This window comes from Roseateles sp. (genome assembly GCF_044373315.1).
Taxonomy (GTDB): domain Bacteria; phylum Pseudomonadota; class Gammaproteobacteria; order Burkholderiales; family Burkholderiaceae_C; genus JACDQM01.
In genome coordinates this window covers 41,195-56,936 of record NZ_JBILQK010000001.1, presented here as the reverse complement: position 1 = coordinate 56,936, position 15,742 = coordinate 41,195, and the positions used below count along the sequence as shown (strand labels likewise).

17 protein-coding genes are annotated in these 15,742 nt (G+C 65.5%); 11 read left to right on the top strand and 6 right to left on the bottom strand.

What is annotated here, in order from left to right; all coding sequences use genetic code 11:
* Nucleotides 1-53 precede the first annotated feature (53 nt).
* Nucleotides 54-1,439, top strand: a complete 1,386-nt coding sequence (locus ACIQ67_RS00280; RefSeq protein WP_397532334.1) for a lyase family protein — start codon at nt 54-56, stop codon at nt 1,437-1,439.
* Nucleotides 1,440-1,606: 167 nt separating this feature from the next.
* On the top strand, nt 1,607-2,338 hold the full coding sequence (locus tag ACIQ67_RS00275; RefSeq protein ID WP_397532333.1) for an N-acyl amino acid synthase FeeM domain-containing protein: 732 nt from the start codon (nt 1,607-1,609) through the stop codon (nt 2,336-2,338).
* 14 nt (nt 2,339-2,352) lie between these two features.
* Here ACIQ67_RS00275 and ACIQ67_RS00270 read toward each other — a convergent pair whose 3' ends face one another.
* Complete coding sequence (locus ACIQ67_RS00270; RefSeq protein ID WP_397532332.1) at nt 2,353-3,150, bottom strand: IclR family transcriptional regulator; 798 nt, start codon at nt 3,148-3,150, stop codon at nt 2,353-2,355.
* A 121-nt stretch (nt 3,151-3,271) separates the two neighbouring features.
* Between ACIQ67_RS00270 and ACIQ67_RS00265 the strand changes: the two genes are divergently transcribed.
* The 8 genes from ACIQ67_RS00265 to ACIQ67_RS00230 all read left to right on the top strand — a co-directional run bounded on the left by ACIQ67_RS00265 (nt 3,272) and on the right by ACIQ67_RS00230 (nt 10,974).
* A complete protein-coding gene (locus ACIQ67_RS00265; protein ID WP_397532331.1) occupies nt 3,272-4,243 on the top strand; it encodes an MBL fold metallo-hydrolase in 972 nt (323 codons plus the stop codon).
* Between the two features lie 56 nt (nt 4,244-4,299).
* On the top strand, nt 4,300-4,845 hold the full coding sequence (locus ACIQ67_RS00260; RefSeq protein WP_397532417.1) for a VOC family protein: 546 nt from the start codon (nt 4,300-4,302) through the stop codon (nt 4,843-4,845).
* Between the two features lie 20 nt (nt 4,846-4,865).
* A complete protein-coding gene (locus tag ACIQ67_RS00255) occupies nt 4,866-6,470 on the top strand; it encodes an FAD-dependent oxidoreductase (RefSeq protein ID WP_397532330.1) in 1,605 nt (534 codons plus the stop codon).
* A 14-nt stretch (nt 6,471-6,484) separates the two neighbouring features.
* Nucleotides 6,485-6,700 carry a DUF2783 domain-containing protein gene (locus ACIQ67_RS00250; RefSeq protein ID WP_397532329.1) on the top strand — a complete coding sequence of 72 codons (216 nt, stop codon included), beginning with the start codon at nt 6,485-6,487 and terminating at the stop codon, nt 6,698-6,700.
* A 15-nt stretch (nt 6,701-6,715) separates the two neighbouring features.
* On the top strand, nt 6,716-8,029 hold the full coding sequence (fahA, locus tag ACIQ67_RS00245) for a fumarylacetoacetase (protein ID WP_397532328.1): 1,314 nt from the start codon (nt 6,716-6,718) through the stop codon (nt 8,027-8,029).
* A 6-nt stretch (nt 8,030-8,035) separates the two neighbouring features.
* Nucleotides 8,036-8,899: a LysR family transcriptional regulator gene (locus ACIQ67_RS00240; RefSeq protein ID WP_397532327.1), complete on the top strand. Its 864-nt coding sequence runs from the start codon at nt 8,036-8,038 to the stop codon at nt 8,897-8,899.
* A gap of 153 nt (nt 8,900-9,052) precedes the next feature.
* Nucleotides 9,053-10,003, top strand: a complete 951-nt coding sequence (locus tag ACIQ67_RS00235; protein ID WP_397532326.1) for a Bug family tripartite tricarboxylate transporter substrate binding protein — start codon at nt 9,053-9,055, stop codon at nt 10,001-10,003.
* 5 nt (nt 10,004-10,008) lie between these two features.
* Nucleotides 10,009-10,974, top strand: coding sequence for a succinylglutamate desuccinylase/aspartoacylase family protein (locus ACIQ67_RS00230; protein WP_397532325.1), 966 nt, complete (start codon nt 10,009-10,011; stop codon nt 10,972-10,974).
* Between the two features lie 15 nt (nt 10,975-10,989).
* On the opposite strand, the gene ACIQ67_RS00225 is transcribed toward ACIQ67_RS00230, so the two are convergent.
* The 4 genes from ACIQ67_RS00225 to ACIQ67_RS00210 form a co-directional block, all read right to left on the bottom strand.
* Nucleotides 10,990-11,874, bottom strand: coding sequence for a hypothetical protein (locus ACIQ67_RS00225; protein ID WP_397532324.1), 885 nt, complete (start codon nt 11,872-11,874; stop codon nt 10,990-10,992).
* On the bottom strand, nt 11,864-12,145 hold the full coding sequence (locus tag ACIQ67_RS00220) for a DUF427 domain-containing protein (protein WP_397532323.1): 282 nt from the start codon (nt 12,143-12,145) through the stop codon (nt 11,864-11,866). The genes ACIQ67_RS00225 and ACIQ67_RS00220 overlap by 11 nt, the downstream gene beginning before the upstream one ends.
* 81 nt (nt 12,146-12,226) lie before the next feature.
* Nucleotides 12,227-12,601 (bottom strand): VanZ family protein, encoded by a 375-nt coding sequence (locus ACIQ67_RS00215; RefSeq protein WP_397532322.1) that lies wholly within the window; start codon nt 12,599-12,601, stop codon nt 12,227-12,229.
* Nucleotides 12,602-12,653: 52 nt separating this feature from the next.
* Entirely contained in the window at nt 12,654-13,499 is an 846-nt protein-coding gene (locus ACIQ67_RS00210) for a helix-turn-helix domain-containing protein (RefSeq protein ID WP_397532321.1), read from the bottom strand.
* A 168-nt stretch (nt 13,500-13,667) separates the two neighbouring features.
* Here ACIQ67_RS00210 and pobA point away from each other — a divergent pair, with 168 nt between their 5' ends.
* Entirely contained in the window at nt 13,668-14,840 is a 1,173-nt protein-coding gene (gene pobA, locus ACIQ67_RS00205) for a 4-hydroxybenzoate 3-monooxygenase (protein WP_397532416.1), read from the top strand.
* A gap of 31 nt (nt 14,841-14,871) precedes the next feature.
* Here the strand turns inward: pobA and ACIQ67_RS00200 are convergent, their stop codons facing one another.
* Nucleotides 14,872-15,717, bottom strand: coding sequence for a hypothetical protein (locus tag ACIQ67_RS00200; RefSeq protein WP_397532320.1), 846 nt, complete (start codon nt 15,715-15,717; stop codon nt 14,872-14,874).
* Between the last annotated feature and the right edge of the window lie 25 nt (nt 15,718-15,742).

Sequence of the window (15,742 nt, the reverse complement as noted above, 5' to 3'; positions counted from 1 at the left end):
CAGGGCCGCCCGCAGTACGCGGGTGGCCAACTTTCTTATGAAGGAAGGCCTTGATGGCACAGCCAGTGTTCGAGGGCTTCCTGTCCACGTCCGAGATGGCCTGCCTGCTCGACGAGCAGGCCATGGTTCAGGCCATGATGGACTTCGAGGGGGCTCTGGCACGCGCTCAGGCGAGGGTGGGTCTGATCCCGCCTGCCGCAGCACAGGCCATCAGCAGCCTCTGTCGTGCCGAGCTCTATGACGTCAGTGCTTTGGTCGGCGCCAGCGCTCGTGCTGGCAGCCTGGCGCTGCCGGTCATCGACAAGCTGACCGAGACAGTCGCCTTGTTCGATTCCGTGGCGGCCGGCTATGTGCATTGGGGTTCGACCGGGCAGGATGTGCTGGACTCCGCCTTGGCCTTGCAGACGCAGCGCGCCTTGCGCCTGATCGACGCTGACCTGTTGCGCCTGTGCGAGGGTTTGCTGAGTTTGGCCGAGGGCGCACCGGCCATGCCGATGCTGGCGCGGACGCTGATGCAGCCCGCCCAGGTCACCAGCCTGCGCTTTAAGGCCATGGGCTGGTTGGCGCCGTTGCTGCGCTGTGCGCGAAGCCTGCGTCAACAGGCCGCCGAGGCCGTTCTGCTGCAATTCGGCGGCTTGGTCGGCACGCAGGCTGCGTTGGGTGCGAAAGCAGATGCGGTAGGTGCTGAACTGGCACGTGAACTGGGCTTGCAGTTGCCGGCTGTGCCTTGGCAGTCCCAGCGCGACCGTTGGGTGCGCCTGGGTGCCGAGCTCGGACTGCTGTGTGGCGTGCTCGGCAAGTATGCGGGTGACCTGGCCTTGCTGAGTCAGGCCGAAGTTGGCGAAATCAACGAGCCCCTGGCGCCTGGGCGCAGCGGGCTTTGCGGCTACGCGAGCAAGGACAATCCGGTGGCCTGCCTGCTGGCTCTAGCTGCCGCCAAGCGGGCACCGGTTCGTGTGGCGGCCCTGCTGGCGTGCATGAATCAGGAGCATGAGCGGGGGCTGGGGGGGTGGCAAGCCGAACAGGCGGAGTTTTCCGGCCTGCTGCAGTGCTGCCACAGCGGCCTGCAGGCCTTGTCGCTGGCCTTGCCGTTGCGCGTCAATCCCGCCCGCATGCTTCAGAACATCGATCGTCAACTGGATCTGGTCTGCGCAGAAGGGCTGGTGCTTTTGCTGGCCGCTTCGATGGGGCGTTTGCCGGCCCAGGCTTGTGTCGAGCAAATGTGTCTGCAGGTAAGGCAGCAGGGCCGGCCACTGAGGCAACTGGCCCGCGAGTTGCTCCAAGGAGATGCCGTGCTGGCTGCAGCGATGCCACTCGCAAGTCTTGAGGCCGTGTTCGACCCGCACCTTGCTGCGCGGCATGCAGATGGGCGTGTGGCGCAGGCCTTGTTGCAGGCGCGTGTCGAGCTTGGCGACCTGCAGGCATCGGCGCAGACGTGATCCTGAGGGCTGTGGACGGGTGTACCCCGCAGGCATGGGGGTTTCCCCAGGTGTGGGGCTTGTGGCCCGACGGGAACTGTGTAAGCGCAAGTCGTTACAGTTTGGCCACGAATCTGTCGATATAGCAGGCTAGACTCGCGCCAACGAATTCATAGATCGGGCTTTCCGTGCATAGCAACAGCCTTCATCAAGTGCCGCAGACCACTGCGTTGCCCCTGAGCGCGCTGGCTTCTTCTGCGGACGGCGGCTTCACCATCCATGCCACCCGCTCGGGCTCCTTGAGCGAGATGGCACAGCGTCTGGTGATCCAGCGGTACGCGCAACGTGGCTACCTGCGGATGCCTTGGTCCTCAGCGACCGAGCCGCAGTTGCTGACCTTGAGTGCTAGCGGAGCGGCCGGTACGCTGGGTACCTTGGGCGTGCGCCTGGACTCGGCGCAAGGCCTGAAAGCGGATGAGGCCTTCCCCGAAGAGATGCGGGTGCTGCGTGCCCAGGGGCTGCGCCTGTGCGAATTCACCCAACTGGCCCTTGAGCACGGTATCACCTCGGTGAACGTGCTGGCTGGCCTGTTTCATGCGGCCCACCTCTATGCCCATCAGGTCAACGAGGTCGAGTTGCTGGTGATCGAGGTCAACCCGCGCCACGTGGCCTATTACCGGCGCATGCTGGGTTTCACGGTCGCTAGCGAAGAGCGCCTGAACCCGCGTGTGCAAGCACCTGCGGTGTTGATGTGTCTGGATCTGGCCTACGCGCAGCAGCAGATCGACAGCCTCGGCGGTGCGCGCAATGCCGGGCTGACGCGCTCCCTCTACCCGCATTTCTTCGGGCCCGAGGAACAGGCCGGCCTGCTTGACCGGCTCTTCTGCCAGCTGGAATCTCAGGCTCGTCAAGCGGCCTGAATCGCCTCTGCGCTTCAGCGCTCACGCCAGCCAAGCTGGCGTGACAGGTCCAAGCCCGATCGCTTCAAGTTCAGTGCTGCGCTGCCGTTGAGGCTGGCATCGAAGCTGCCGCTCGGGCCGATCGCAGTCAGGCTCAGCACCATGCGGCCCTGCTCATCGAAGACTGGCGCTGCCAGGGCGCTGACACCTTGCACGACGCCATCACGGGAACTGGCGAGGCCTTGCTGCCGGGCTTGTGTCAGCAGCTTTTCAAAATCCGCGCCGACGCGCGCATCCCCGCCATCGAGCGCTGCTTCTGCTTGCAGCGCTGCCAACAACTCAGGGCGCGGTCGATGCGCCGCAAAGAGTCGGCCTGAGGCTGTGCCTCGCAAGCTCATCACCACGCCATGCCTCATGCTGATGTGCACGGGGGAGGGTGCCTCGGCCACGCGCACGATGGTCGGCCCGCGATTGCCCCACACCGCAATGGCAACGGTGTGCCCGAGTAGCAGCGCCAACTCCTCGATTCGCGGCGTCGCCAGTCGCACCGGGTCGTACTGCTGAAGGCTGATCAGCCCGAGTTGCAGCGCCAGCGGACCCAGGCCGTAGTGGCCGCCGCCGCTTTCCTGTTCCACCAGTCCCAGCTTGATGAAGCTGACCAGATAGGGGTGAGCCTTGGCAGCGGGCATGCCGGCTGCGGTGGCCAACTCCTTCAGCGGCAAAGGCCGACCATGCTGTGCGAGCGCGATCAGCAGTTGCCCGCCCACCTCGACGCTTTGGATGCCGCGCGGGCTGCGGTCCGTGTTGCTGGTGTCGGGGCTTTCAGTGAACATAGGGTTTCTATTGATCTAATTGATTAGACATTAACAAATCAACTGATTAAGATCAAGCCCTGAATTCCTCATGGGCGAATCAATTCGCCATTGTTAAACATCGAATGCGAGACAAAGCGCCATGAGCACTGCTAAGACCTTTGCGTCCCAGGCTGACCTGGAGGAGAAGCAGGTCAGCTTCGACAAGCTGTCCGAGCATGCCTACGCCTACACGGCTGAGGGTGACCCCAACACGGGCATCGTGATCGGCGATGACGCGGTGATGGTGATTGATACGCAGGCCACGCCGCTGATGGCGCAGGACGTGATCCGCCGCATCCGCGAGGTGACCGACAAGCCGATCAAATACGTGCTGCTCTCGCATTACCACGCGGTGCGCGTCCTGGGTGCCTCGGCCTATAAGGCCGAGGGCTGCGAGCAAATCATCGCCAGTCAGGACACTTATGACCTGATCGTCGAGCGCGGCGAGCAGGACAAGGCCAGCGAGATCGGCCGCTTCCCGCGCCTGTTCCGCAACGTCGAAACCGTGCCGGCCGGCATGACCTGGCCCACCATCACCTTCAACCGCAAGATGACCTTGTGGATGGGGTCGCTGGAAGTGCAGATTCTGCAGCTCGGGCGCGGTCACACCAAGGGTGACACGGTGGTCTGGTTGCCCAAGGACCGGGTGCTGTTCTCCGGCGATCTGGTCGAGTTCGACGCCACGCCCTATGCCGGCGATGCCTACTTCCAGGACTGGCCGCAGACGCTGGACAACATCGCTGCCTTGCAGCCCGCCAAGCTGGTGCCCGGGCGAGGCAAGGCGCTGCAGACGCCCGCGGATGTAGCGGCGGGCTTGGCCGGCACGCGCGCCTTTGTCAGTGAACTCTTCGCCCATGTGAAGGCCGGCGTGGCCAAGGGTGAAGACCTGAAAGCTGTCTACAAGGCCACCTTTGCCGAATTGGAGAAGAAGTACGGCAAGTGGGTGATCTTTGCCCACTGCATGCCCTTCGACGTGACACGTGCCTACGACGAAGCGACGCAATTTCCCGACCCGCGCATTTGGACCGCCGAGCGCGATGTCGCGATGTGGCGTGCGCTGGAAGACGTCTGAGCCGGACGCAGCAGAAGCACCCCATCAGTTAGCAAACACGGAGACCAGTCATCATGTTGAAGATCGAGCGCATCCATCACGTCGCCTACCGCTGTATCGATGCCAAGACCACGGTCGAGTGGTACCGCAAGCATCTGGGCATGGACTTCGTCCTCGCCATTGCGGAGGACAAGGTGCCGTCCACGCAGGCGCCTGACCCCTATATGCATCTGTTCATGGATGCCGGTAATGGCAATGTGCTGGCTTTCTTCGAGCTGCCCAATTCGCCGGCCATGGGGCGCGACGAGGCCACGCCGAACTGGGTGCAGCACATTGCCTTCAAGGTCGACAGCGTGAAGACGCTGGAAGAGACCAAGGCGCGCCTGCAGGCCGACGGCATCGAGGTGGTGGGCGTGACCGATCACACCATCTTCAAGAGCATCTATTTCTTCGACCCTAACGGCCATCGTCTGGAATTGGCCGCTGATGTGGGCACGCCTGAGATGTACGCCAAGCTCGACGCCTGCAAGTGGGAGATGCTGGAGGAGTGGAACCGCACCAAACGTGCGCCCAAGCATGCCGCCTGGATGCACGAAAAAGAGTTCACCGGCGCCGAGGACTGAGCAGGGCGGGGCACATCGCAATGATGCACACCTACACCTACCCCGAGTTCGAGTACCACCGGAGCGCGGAGCAGCTCAGTGGCCAGGCACAGCACCACCCGGTCGTGATCATCGGCGGCGGGCCGGTTGGCCTGAGCATGGCGCTGGACTGCGCCTCGCGTGGGATCAGGACGGTGCTGCTCGACGACAACAACAGTGTGTCGATTGGCTCGCGAGCCGTCTGCTACGCCAAGCGCGCGTTGGAGTTCTGGGACCGTCTGGGCGTGGCTGCGCCGCTGGTGGAGCAAGGCATCCGCTGGCAGGTCGGTAAGGTCTTCCACCGCGATAGCCTGGCCTACCAGTTCGACCTGCTGCCCGAGGCCCAGCACAAGCTGCCGGCGATGATCAATCTGCAGCAGTACTACTTGGAGGAGCACCTGGTCGAGGCCTGCATGGCGCAGCCGTTGATCGAACTGCGCTGGAAGCACAAGCTGCTGGCCCTCGAGCAGGGCGCCGATGGCGTGCAACTGCAGGTGGAGACGCCCGATGGCCGCTTCAGCATGCAGGCCGCTTGGGTGATCGCCTGCGACGGCGCCAGCAGCGACACGCGCAAGATGGTCGGGGCGGAGTTCACCGGCCAGGCCTTTCAGGACCGGTTCCTGATCGCCGACGTGGTGATGAAGGCAGAGTTTCCAACAGAACGTTGGTTCTGGTTCGATCCGCCCTTCCACCCAGGCCAGTCGGTGCTGCTGCACAAGCAGTGCGACAACGTCTGGCGCATCGACTTCCAGCTCGGATGGGAAGCCGATCCGGTCGAAGAGAAGAAGCCCGAGCGCGTTATCCCGCGCATCCAGGCCATGCTGGGCCAGGACGTGGAGTTTGAACTCGAATGGGTCTCGGTCTACCAGTTCGCCTGCCGACGCATCGACAAGTTCCGCCACGGCCGTGTGATCTTTGCGGGCGACGCGGCGCACCAGGTCTCGCCTTTCGGCGCGCGTGGCGCCAACAGCGGCGTCCAGGATGTGGACAACCTAGCCTGGAAACTGGCGGCGGTCCTGGCCGGCCAGGCGCCTGAGAGCCTGCTCGACACCTATCACGAGGAACGCGCGCTGGCCGCCGACGACAACCTGCGCAACTCCACCCGATCCACCGACTTCATCACGCCCAAGAGCCGCAGCTCGCTGCGCCTGCGCAATGCGGTGCTGGAGCTTGCGCGCAGCGAAGCCTTCGCGCGTCCGCTGGTCAACAGCGGCCGGCTGTCCACGCCGACGCACTATCTGGGCTGCTCGCTGAACACGCTGGATGCAGACGCCTTCATTGGCCGGATGCTGCCGGGCACGCCCTGCGCCGATGCGCCAGTGCAGATCGCCGGCGCGGACGCCTGGCTGTTGAACCAGCTGGGCCGTGGCTTCACGCTGCTGGCCTTCGGCCCTGGCGCGCGGCCTGTGGCGCTGGGCGGCATTAGTGCTGAGTTGCTGGAAGTGGGCCGCGATCTGCTCGATGCCGAGGGTGTTCTTTCAGAGCGCTATGACGCCCAGCCCGGCACGGTTTACCTGATCCGTCCGGACCAGTACGTGGCAGCGCGCTGGCGCCGCTTTGATGAAAACGCCGTCCGGGCAGCGCTGGCGCGCTGCCTGGGCCACTGAGCGAGGAGGCCGCGATGGCTGATCTGCAACGCTTGCCCAATCTGGAAGACACCGATGGCTTCTACGAAGCCCTGATTGACGCCCAGCGCGGCCTCAGCGAGGAGCAGGCAGACATGCTGCTGGCCAAGCTGGCGCTGATCCTTTCCAACCATATCGGCGTTCAGGAGGTGCTTGTTGCGGCACTGAACCTGGCGCGCGAGAACACGCTGGCCCGGACTGCGGCCGCCTGAAACGAGATGACGACGATGACTTTGACCGACCACACCCACGATCCCGAAGCGCAAAGCTGGGTGCCCAGCGCCAACGCAGCCGACGCCGACTTTCCACTGCAGAACCTGCCCTACGGCCTGTTTCGCCGTGCCGGCAGCCAGCAGGACTGGCGTGTCGGCGTCGCCATCGGCGACCAGATCCTGGACCTGAAGCGCGCGGCGCAAGCCAGCTGCTGGAGCAGCGACACGCTGGTGCTGCTGCAGCCGCTGGCCGAAGGCGACCTGAATCGCTTCATGGCCCTGCCGCAAGAAAAGCGCCGCGCACTGCGCCTGGCGCTGTTCGACGCGCTACATGCCGACTCGGGCCTGGACGCCAAACTGAGCGGCTGCTTGCTGCCTCAGAATGAGGCCGAGATGGCCGTGCCTTGCCGCATTGCCGACTACACCGACTTCTACACAGGCATCCACCACGCCACCACGGTGGGCAAGCTGTTCCGCCCCGACAACCCGCTGCTGCCCAATTACAAATGGGTGCCGATCGGCTATCACGGCCGCAGCTCCTCGATCGGCGTTTCCGGTGGCACTGTGCGCCGGCCCCTGGGTCAGTTGAAGGCGCCAGATGCCGAGGCGCCGGTGTTCGGCCCCTGCAAGCGCCTGGACTACGAGCTGGAGCTGGGCCTCTTCGTTGCCGGCGGCAATGCGCTGGGTGAGCCGATTCCCATGGCCGAGGCCGAGCAGCACATGTTCGGCCTCAGCCTGCTCAACGACTGGTCGGCGCGCGATCTGCAGGCCTGGGAATACCAGCCGCTTGGGCCTTTCCTGGCCAAGAACTTCGCGTCGACGATCTCGCCCTGGATCGTCACGATGGAGGCGCTGGAGCCCTTCCGCCTGCCGTTCACGCGGCCCGAGGGCGATCCGCAGCCGCTGCCCTATCTCGACTCGCCGGCCAATCGCGCCGGCGGCAACTACGGCATCGAGCTGGAAGTCTGGCTGCAGACCGCGCAGATGCGCACCGCCGGCCAGCCGGCGGTGCGCCTGATGCGCTCCAATTTCAAATACGCCTATTGGACGCTGGCGCAGATGCTCACCCACCACGCCAGCAATGGCTGCAATCTGCAGCCTGGCGATCTGCTGGGCACTGGCACCCAGAGCGGCCCTGAGGCGGGTGAGGGCGGTTCGCTGCTGGAGTTGAGCCAGGGTGGCAAGCAGGCGATCACGTTGCCCAATGGCGAGGCGCGCACCTTTTTGCAGGATGGCGACAGTGTGATCCTGCGCGGTTTTGCGCACGCCAAGGGAGCCCGGCGCATCGGCTTCGGCGATTGCGCGGCCACTGTCGTCGCTGCGCCCTGAGCTGCCGTGCTGCTGAAGTGGCTGGCCGATCTGCAGGCCGTGGCGGAGCTGGGCAGCTTCAAGGCGGCCGCAGACCGGCGCCATGTCACCGCGCCGGCGTTCGGCCGGCGGCTCAAGGCACTGGAGGCCTGGGCCGGCACGCGGCTGTTTGAACGCGACAGCCAGCCGGTGCGCCTTACGTTGGCCGGGCTTCGCCTGTGCGAGCAGGCGGTCGCGACAACGCGTGAACTTGAGCTTCTGCGGCAGGAGCTCGCCCAGGGCGCGCATGATTCCTTGGTGCGTCTGGCCACCGGCCGTGCTTTGGCGCGCGGTGTCGTCGCGGATGCGCTGGCGCCGCTGATGCGCCGCCGTGATGCACCCCAGGTGCAGGTGATGACGCGCTTGATGGCCGAAGCCAGCGAGTTGCTGGAGCGCGATGCGGTCGACATCCTGCTGAGCTATCACCACCCGGCACTGGCTTTGCGCCTGGACGGCCGGCGCTTCATCCAGGCGCGCGGTGCGGATGATCGGCTGGTGCCGGTGATGCGTGGCCAAGGCAAGGGCCTGCCGCGCCTGCTGGCCTATGACCCGAGCCAGGCTCTGGGTCGGCTTGTCGATGACCACCTGGCCCACTTGCCCGGTGTGCCGACGCTGGAGTTGGCCATGCGCTGCGACTCGGTGGATTCCTTGCGCGAGTACGCCCAGCGCGGCATGGGTCTGGCTTGGTTGCCGCTGTCCATGGTGGCCGCGGACATTCGCACCGGTCTGCTGACCCTCTGGGGCGAGCCGGCCTGGCAGATCCCCTTCGAGACGCGGCTGTTCCGCCGCAAGCGCCCGCCGTCTGTCGCGGTGGCCCAGGTCTGGGACGCCTTGGTGGCGCACAGCCGCTGAGCGAGGAGCATTGCCGACAAGGCAATCTCTGTTGCTGGATCGGCAAGTGCCGGCGCAGTGCCGGCCGGGAAGATGGCGCCAATTTCCAGCAACCCCGCGAGACCGCTCACCATGTCTGCACCGCTTTCACTTCGCCGCGCCCTTTTGGCCGCCATGCTTGGCTTGACTCTGGGCGCGGGGCCTGCGCAGGCACAGACCGGCGCTGAAGCCTTTCCGAAACGCCCGATCACGCTGGTGGTCGGCTATGCCGCCGGCGGCAGCGTGGACCTGGTGGCGCGTACCGTCGCGCCGGAGCTCTCCAAGCGCCTGGGTCAGCAGGTGCTGGTCGAGAACGTGGCCGGCGCGGGCGGCACATTGGGCGCCTACCGCGTCGTGGCGGCGCAGCCGGACGGCTATACATTGCTGATGGGGTCGCCCAGCGAGGTGGGCATCAATGCACTGATCTCCAAGCGCTCGCGCTACAACGCGCTGACCGATCTGGCGCCGGTCGGGATGATCGGGAGCCAGCCCCTGGTGCTGGTGACCACGCCGCGGGTGCCGGTGAGCGACATCGCCAGCTTTCGCAGCCATGTGGCTGCGCGGCCCGGCAAGCTGGCCTATGCCAGTTCGGGCATCGGAACGCCGCTGCACCTAGCGGGTGAGCTGATCAAGAGCGAAGGCCGGCTCTTCATGCTGCACATCCCTTACCGCGGTGCGGCGCCGATGGTGACGGATCTTCTGGGTGGCCAGGTGGACTTTGCGGTGTTCGTACTGTCCAGTGCCTTGCCGCATATCCAGGAAGGCCGGATGAAGGCCATCGGCGTTACCAGCGCCAAGCGCTCCGCTGCGGCGCCGCAGATTCCGGCTTTGGCCGAAGACAAGACATTTGGCGGTGTCGATCTGGGCGTCTGGTTTGGTCTGTTTGCGCCGGCCAAGACGCCAGCGCCCGCCCTGGGTCAGCTGCAAAAAGAGCTGCGTGAGGTGCTGCGACAGCCTGACGTGATCGCCAAGCTGCAAGCTGCAGGCCTGACGTTGACGCCGGATCTGGATGGCCGCAGGTTCGTGCGCAGCGAGGTCGAACGCTTCGCCAAGATTGTCGAGTTTGCCAAGATCGAAGCGGAGTGAGCGCTATGCAGCAGACTCTGGAGAAGCCTGAGCTGGGCAGTTGGCGCACCGGCAATACCGGTACCGAAGGGGTGTGGCAGTTCGACAGCGGCCGTGCTGGTCGCCACCTGATGATTGCGGCGCTGGTGCATGGCAATGAGCTCTGTGGCGCCTGGGCCTTGCTGGGGATGTTGCGCCAGGGGCTGCGCCCGCAGCGCGGCCGCCTGACCTTGGCGTTCTGCAATCTGCAGGCCTTTGATCGCTTCGACGCGTCGAATCACGACGCGGCCCGCTTCGTGGACGAAGACATGAATCGCCAGTGGACGGACGAGCGGCTGGCGACTCCCAGCAGTCAGGAACGCCGCCGCGCGGCCGAGCTGCGACCTTTCGTCGAGCAGGCGGATTGGCTGCTCGATCTGCACTCGATGCACGAGCCTTCGGCGCCGCTGCTGCTCACTGGCTTGCAGCCGCGCAATCTGGCGCTGGCGCGCAGTTTGGCCGGTCGTGCCGCGATCGTGATCGACGCCGGGCACTCCGACGGCGTGCGCATGCGTGACTACGGGCGCTTCTCTGGCAGCGATGAATCGGCCGGCCCGACGCGCTCGCTGCTGCTGGAATGCGGCTACCACCTCGATCGCTCCAGCCGCGAGGTCGCGCAGGACTACTGCGCCCGTCTGTTGCTGGCCGCTGATTTGCTGGACCGTGTGGAGTTGGAGGCGACATTGCCAGGCTGGCTTCAGCACGATGCGGCGATGCCGGCGCTGGCGCTGCAGGTGCGCGCTGCCGTGGTTGCGCGCAGTGAACACTTCAGCTTCGTTGCCCCCTACACCGGGCTCGAGCGCATCGCCAAGGCCGGCACCGTGATCGGTGACAACGATGGCGAGCCCGTGCTCACGCCTTTCGACGATTGCGTGCTGGTGATGCCGTCCACGCGCCAGGCGCGCGCAGGTGTGACCGTGGTGCGCCTGGCCTCCCTGGTGAGCGCTGACTGAGCGAGCCGGCGGGCCTCAGCGCTTTGGCGCGCTCGCTGGCAATTCGCGCGGCGTGCTGACCTCGACGCTGCCTTCCTTGCCGCGCACCGATTGATAGGCTGAGCGCTCTGCCAGATCCATCAGGCGCCCCAGCAAGTCGTTCAGCGGCAGGTGCTTGAAGACATCGTTGGCTGTCGCCATCGGGTCGTGGTACTTGACGTTGTCGAACTGGCTCTTGCGGCCGATCACGGCCAGGGTCTGCGCATCCAGCGTGACACGCTCGAAATACACATAGGGCGCGACATAGGTGCTGGCACGGCCGTACTCGCCAGTGGTCGGGTTGATGGTGCGGTTGTGGCCGTCGGCAGGCCCTTCGATCGCCGTGGCCACGCCATCACCACTGAGGTCGATCTGGCCACTTTCCAGCGGCTGGGTGTAGATGCCGATGCCAGCCAGCTTGGTGCCCATGCCGCGGGCCTGGTGACGGAAGAACTTGGGCAGCAGCGCTTCGATGCGGCTCCATTGGCCGCGCTCGGGCAGGCTGCGCAGATGGCTGATCAGCGCCTGCAGCACGGCATCGTCGCGTTCGCGGCCTTGGCTCTCGGCCAGCGCCTTGCGGGTCTCTTCAGGCGCCTCCCAGCGCAGCAGCACCCGCGGCGTCTGAGGCTCTTCGAGTTCCAGGGCCTTGTCCAGGCCGCGCAGCATGGCGAAGTTCAGGCTCTGGCCGTTGAGTTGCAGCTCGCGCCGGGTGAAGGGCTCGATATTGCTGCCGATGCCTTCCTTCTGGCGCACCAGGGTCAGCTGGTCGCCCACGGCGCTGACCAGGGCGATAGGTTTCTTGGCGGCCTCCGCCGCCCACAGCGCGGTGGGAAGTAGCAGCGCGACACCCAACGCAAGCAGTTTCAGAGAGCTATTCGACAATTTGAACTCCTCGTGCAAAGGCGACGCGCTCCGCAAGCGCCTCTGAGCCTGGACGCGGCTCGGGATAGAACCAGACGGCGTCCGGTTTGAACTCGCCCCTGACCATCAAGGATAGGTAGTGGGCCTGACCTTTTTCAGAGCACATGCGGCGGTGGTTGCTGAAGCTGGTGTATTCACGCTTGAGCGAGCTCTGCGGAAAGTAGTGATCGCCGTCCACCACGACGGTGTCCTCGCTCTCGGCGATGATGGTGTCCATCCAAACGGCTTTCATGCGAGGCCTCCCTGTTGGGGCAGAAACAACGGGTGGCGATTATGTCTGCGCTTGGGTCGAGTCGCCAAAGGTCACGGCACGTCAGGCAGCAGGCCTGGACAGGCGACGCAACAAGGCCGCGGCCGCCAGCCCCAGGGCGATGCCCAGGGCGTCGGCCAGCAGGTCGGCCCATTCGCCCTGGCGCGGCGGCAACTGGCTTTGTAGCAGCTCGATCAAGCCGCCATAGGCCAGCAGACCGAGCGCCGAAGCGCCGATCCGAATGACCGAGGCGCGGGTGCTGAAGCAGGCCGCCAAGGCAAGAGCGGCGAAGGCCAGCAGGTGATTGAGCTTGTCCCAGCCAGTATCCACACCGCGCGGGGGGGCGGGGCTCAGCGCCAGGTAGCTGATGAGCAGCAACAGTGCGAGCAGGATGAGACGCCAGGCGCCATGACGTTCGGTGACGGTGCGGGGTAGCATGCGATCAGGCTAGCAGAACGCCAGAGGTCTTCGGCGGTCTTGGCGCAGGATGTCAGGCCTGAGGGGCGCGGCCCGACTGCGCTCGCCAATGGCTGGGTGAAGCGCCAGCCAGGCGCTGGAAGAAGCGCGTGAAGTAGGCAGGGGCAGAAAAGCCCAGGCCGTCGGCGATCTGGCGGATCGGCAGCGCGGTGTAGCTGAGCTCCCGCTTGGCCTCCAGCAAGAGTCGTTGATGCAGCAGGCCCAAGGCCGAGCAGCCCAGTTCACGCTGGCACAGGCGGTTGAGCTGGGTGGGCGTGATGCCTAGTGGCTGGGCCAGCGCGACCACGGTCGGCTGCTCCCGATACCGGCGTTCAATCTGTGCGCGGTAGCGAGCCAGATGCTGCATGCTTCGGCTGTCGCCCGAGCGCTCAGGAGATGCTCCGGTGTGCTGCAGCCGAGCCACGGCCAGCACCATCCTTGATATGGCACTGTCCAGCGCAAGGCCTCGCCACGGGCCGGTGGCTGCGTACTCCAGCGCCAGTGCTCGGGTGGCTTCCTGCAGCGACGCGGTATCGGCGGCACCTCGTTTGAGCGAAGTGGCAAGGGGCAGAGTCAGTCGTTCGGCCAGCCCCGGGGCGCCTCTCAGCAGTCTCGCAAGGCGGGGCTGGTCCAGCGTCAGTACCAGACCTGCTGTGCCGGGTGCGAAGCGGAAGCCGTGGACCACCAGGGGTGGCACCAGCACCAGGGCGGGTGAGCGCAGGTTCAGCTCATTTGAATCCAGCCTCACGCCGGCCGTGCCGCGGTCGATCAGCAGCAGTTGCAGCAAGGTCGCATGCCGGTGAGGCTGAATTTCCCAATTGTGCAATCGGCTTCTGTCGGCGATCGACTCGCAGTGCAGGCCATCTAGCGTTGCGTCCATTTCCTGCTCACCGTAAAGCTCATAGACGGGAGGGCTGCGGAAAGGTGCAGTGCGTCGCATGGGTTCGAAATGTGCAATTTTGGGTTGGCAATGTGCATTGTCGTGGAAGGGGGAGGCGCCTACGCTGACGCGATTGCCAAACATCAAGAGGAGTGGGTGATGGAGACAGTGCGTACCCAGGTGTTGATCGTCGGCGCCGGCCCGTCGGGCCTGCTGCTGGGACAGTTGCTGCACAAGGCCGGCATTGAGAACCTCATCGTCGAGCGGCAGAGTGGGGGCTACGTGCTGGGGCGCATCCGTGCTGGTGTGCTGGAGCAGACCACAGTGGACCTGCTGGACGAAGCCGGCGTCGGTGCGCGCATGCATGCGAAAGGGCTGCTTCACGGAGGCTTCGAGCTCGCCTTCGATGGGAAGCGTCATCGCATCGATCTGCAGGCGCTGACCGGGGGCAAGTCCGTCATGGTCTACGGTCAGACCGACGTGACGCGCGACCTTATGGAAGCCCGCGCCTCAGCCGGCCTGCCGACGCTATATGAGGCGCAGGATGTTTCGCTTCACGGCTTTGACAGCGACGCGCCTTTTGCGCGTTGCAAGATGGCCGGCAAGGAGATCGAGATCCGGTGCGACTTCATCGCCGGCTGCGACGGCTATCACGGCGTAAGCCGCGCCAGCGTGCCAGCGGCTGTGATCCAGACCTACGAGAAGATCTACCCCTTCGGCTGGTTGGGCCTGCTCAGCGACACGTCGCCGGTCTCCCATGAACTGATCTACGGCCGGCATGAGCGTGGCTTCACGTTGTGCAGCATGCGTTCGCAAACGCGCAGCCGCTACTACCTTCAGGTGCCGCTGAGCGACCGTGTCGAGGACTGGAGCGATGCACGCTTCTGGGATGAACTGGCGCAGCGCCTGGGCAGCGAAACTGCCGCCGGCCTGGTGACCGGCCCGGCGTTGGAGAAGAGCATTGCGCCGCTGCGCAGCTTCGTGGCCGAGCCGATGCGCTTCGGCCGCCTGTTCCTGGCCGGCGACGCGGCGCACATCGTGCCGCCCACCGGCGCCAAGGGCCTGAACCTGGCGGCGTCGGACGTCTACTACCTTTGGCAGGCGCTTGGCGAGCATTACCGCGAGCAAAGTCAGGCAGGCATCGAGCACTACTCGGCGCGTTGCCTGTCGCGCATCTGGAAGGCTGAGCGCTTTTCCTGGTGGTTCACCAGCCTGATGCACACTTTCAAGAACGAGCCCGCGATTGATGCCAAGCTGCATCGCTCTGAGCTGGAGTACCTGATCAGCTCGCCTGCGGCGCAGACGGTGATGGCCGAGAACTACGTCGGCCTGCCCTGGTGATCCTGGCCGTCGCGCGTGCGGCGGCCGGCGCTCAGCAGGCGCTGCCGATGCGCTCGCAGCGCCGGCGCAGAAAGTCGCTCGCCAGGGCGGATTCGGGCTGCAGGCGCAGTCCGATATAGAGCTCCTGCCGGCGCTCTGCGATCTGGGCGCGCAGGCGGTTGGCCATGACGGAAAGCGGGTCCAGACCTTTGGCTTCGGCCTGTGTGATGGCCAGCCACAGGCGATGCATGGCATGCGCCTCGAGTTCGGCCAGATGGGCTTGCACGACGCGCAGACGCCCTTGCACCAGAGTCTCGGCGCGCTTGAGCCACTCAAGCTGCGCTGAGCGGTCACTGCCGCTGACCTTGACAGGGTCCTCGCCGGCAGCCAGCAGCAGGGACTCCAGGCGCAATCGGTCACCGGCGGCGTAACACTCGTTGACCGTGCGCATCTGCTGCTCGCGCTCGCAGCGCTGCAGGTCACCCTGTGCCAGGTCCGGATGAAGGCGCATCGCGGCGCGGCGGTAGAGCTGCTTCAGCGTCGGCGGCGCTGCCTCTGCGAGGCCGCCTTGGGGCGGTGCGGGCAGCGGTGCAGCATCGGGAAGGTGCTTCAGGCTGGGCAAGACCGTGGCCTTGGGCAGCACCGGCTCGCGTGCATCCATGCCGTGACGGCGCAGCGCTTCGCTGAGCAGCACCATGGCCGTGTGCAGCTGCGACTCGAGCGAATCATGTTCGAGGTAAAGCTCGCCGAGTTGGGACACATAGCGGTCGATAAAGGCCTGCAACTGCGCACGCAGGGTCCGGTAGTCCTGCTCCTGGCTGCTGAGGTAGCGCTGCAGGTCGGCCAGTTGGGCCTTCCTGCGCTCCAGTTCATGGCGGGTGATCGCCAGATGCATCATGTCCCTTCGGTCCTGTCTTGTGGTT

Excerpts from the sequence above, each read along its gene's own strand:
- ACIQ67_RS00280 (WP_397532334.1), top strand. The coding sequence starts at position 54 with ATGGCACAGCCAGTGTTCGAGGGCTTCCTGTCCACGTCCGAGATGGCC.
- ACIQ67_RS00270 (WP_397532332.1), bottom strand. The coding sequence starts at position 3,150 with ATGTTCACTGAAAGCCCCGACACCAGCAACACGGACCGCAGCCCGCGC.
- ACIQ67_RS00265 (WP_397532331.1), top strand. The coding sequence starts at position 3,272 with ATGAGCACTGCTAAGACCTTTGCGTCCCAGGCTGACCTGGAGGAGAAG.
- ACIQ67_RS00255 (WP_397532330.1), top strand. The coding sequence starts at position 4,866 with ATGATGCACACCTACACCTACCCCGAGTTCGAGTACCACCGGAGCGCG.
- ACIQ67_RS00250 (WP_397532329.1), top strand. The coding sequence starts at position 6,485 with ATGGCTGATCTGCAACGCTTGCCCAATCTGGAAGACACCGATGGCTTC.
- fahA (WP_397532328.1), top strand. The coding sequence starts at position 6,716 with ATGACTTTGACCGACCACACCCACGATCCCGAAGCGCAAAGCTGGGTG.
- ACIQ67_RS00235 (WP_397532326.1), top strand. The coding sequence starts at position 9,053 with ATGCTTGGCTTGACTCTGGGCGCGGGGCCTGCGCAGGCACAGACCGGC.
- ACIQ67_RS00230 (WP_397532325.1), top strand. The coding sequence starts at position 10,009 with ATGCAGCAGACTCTGGAGAAGCCTGAGCTGGGCAGTTGGCGCACCGGC.
- ACIQ67_RS00220 (WP_397532323.1), bottom strand. The coding sequence starts at position 12,145 with ATGAAAGCCGTTTGGATGGACACCATCATCGCCGAGAGCGAGGACACC.
- ACIQ67_RS00215 (WP_397532322.1), bottom strand. The coding sequence starts at position 12,601 with ATGCTACCCCGCACCGTCACCGAACGTCATGGCGCCTGGCGTCTCATC.
- ACIQ67_RS00210 (WP_397532321.1), bottom strand. The coding sequence starts at position 13,499 with ATGGACGCAACGCTAGATGGCCTGCACTGCGAGTCGATCGCCGACAGA.
- ACIQ67_RS00200 (WP_397532320.1), bottom strand. The coding sequence starts at position 15,717 with ATGATGCATCTGGCGATCACCCGCCATGAACTGGAGCGCAGGAAGGCC.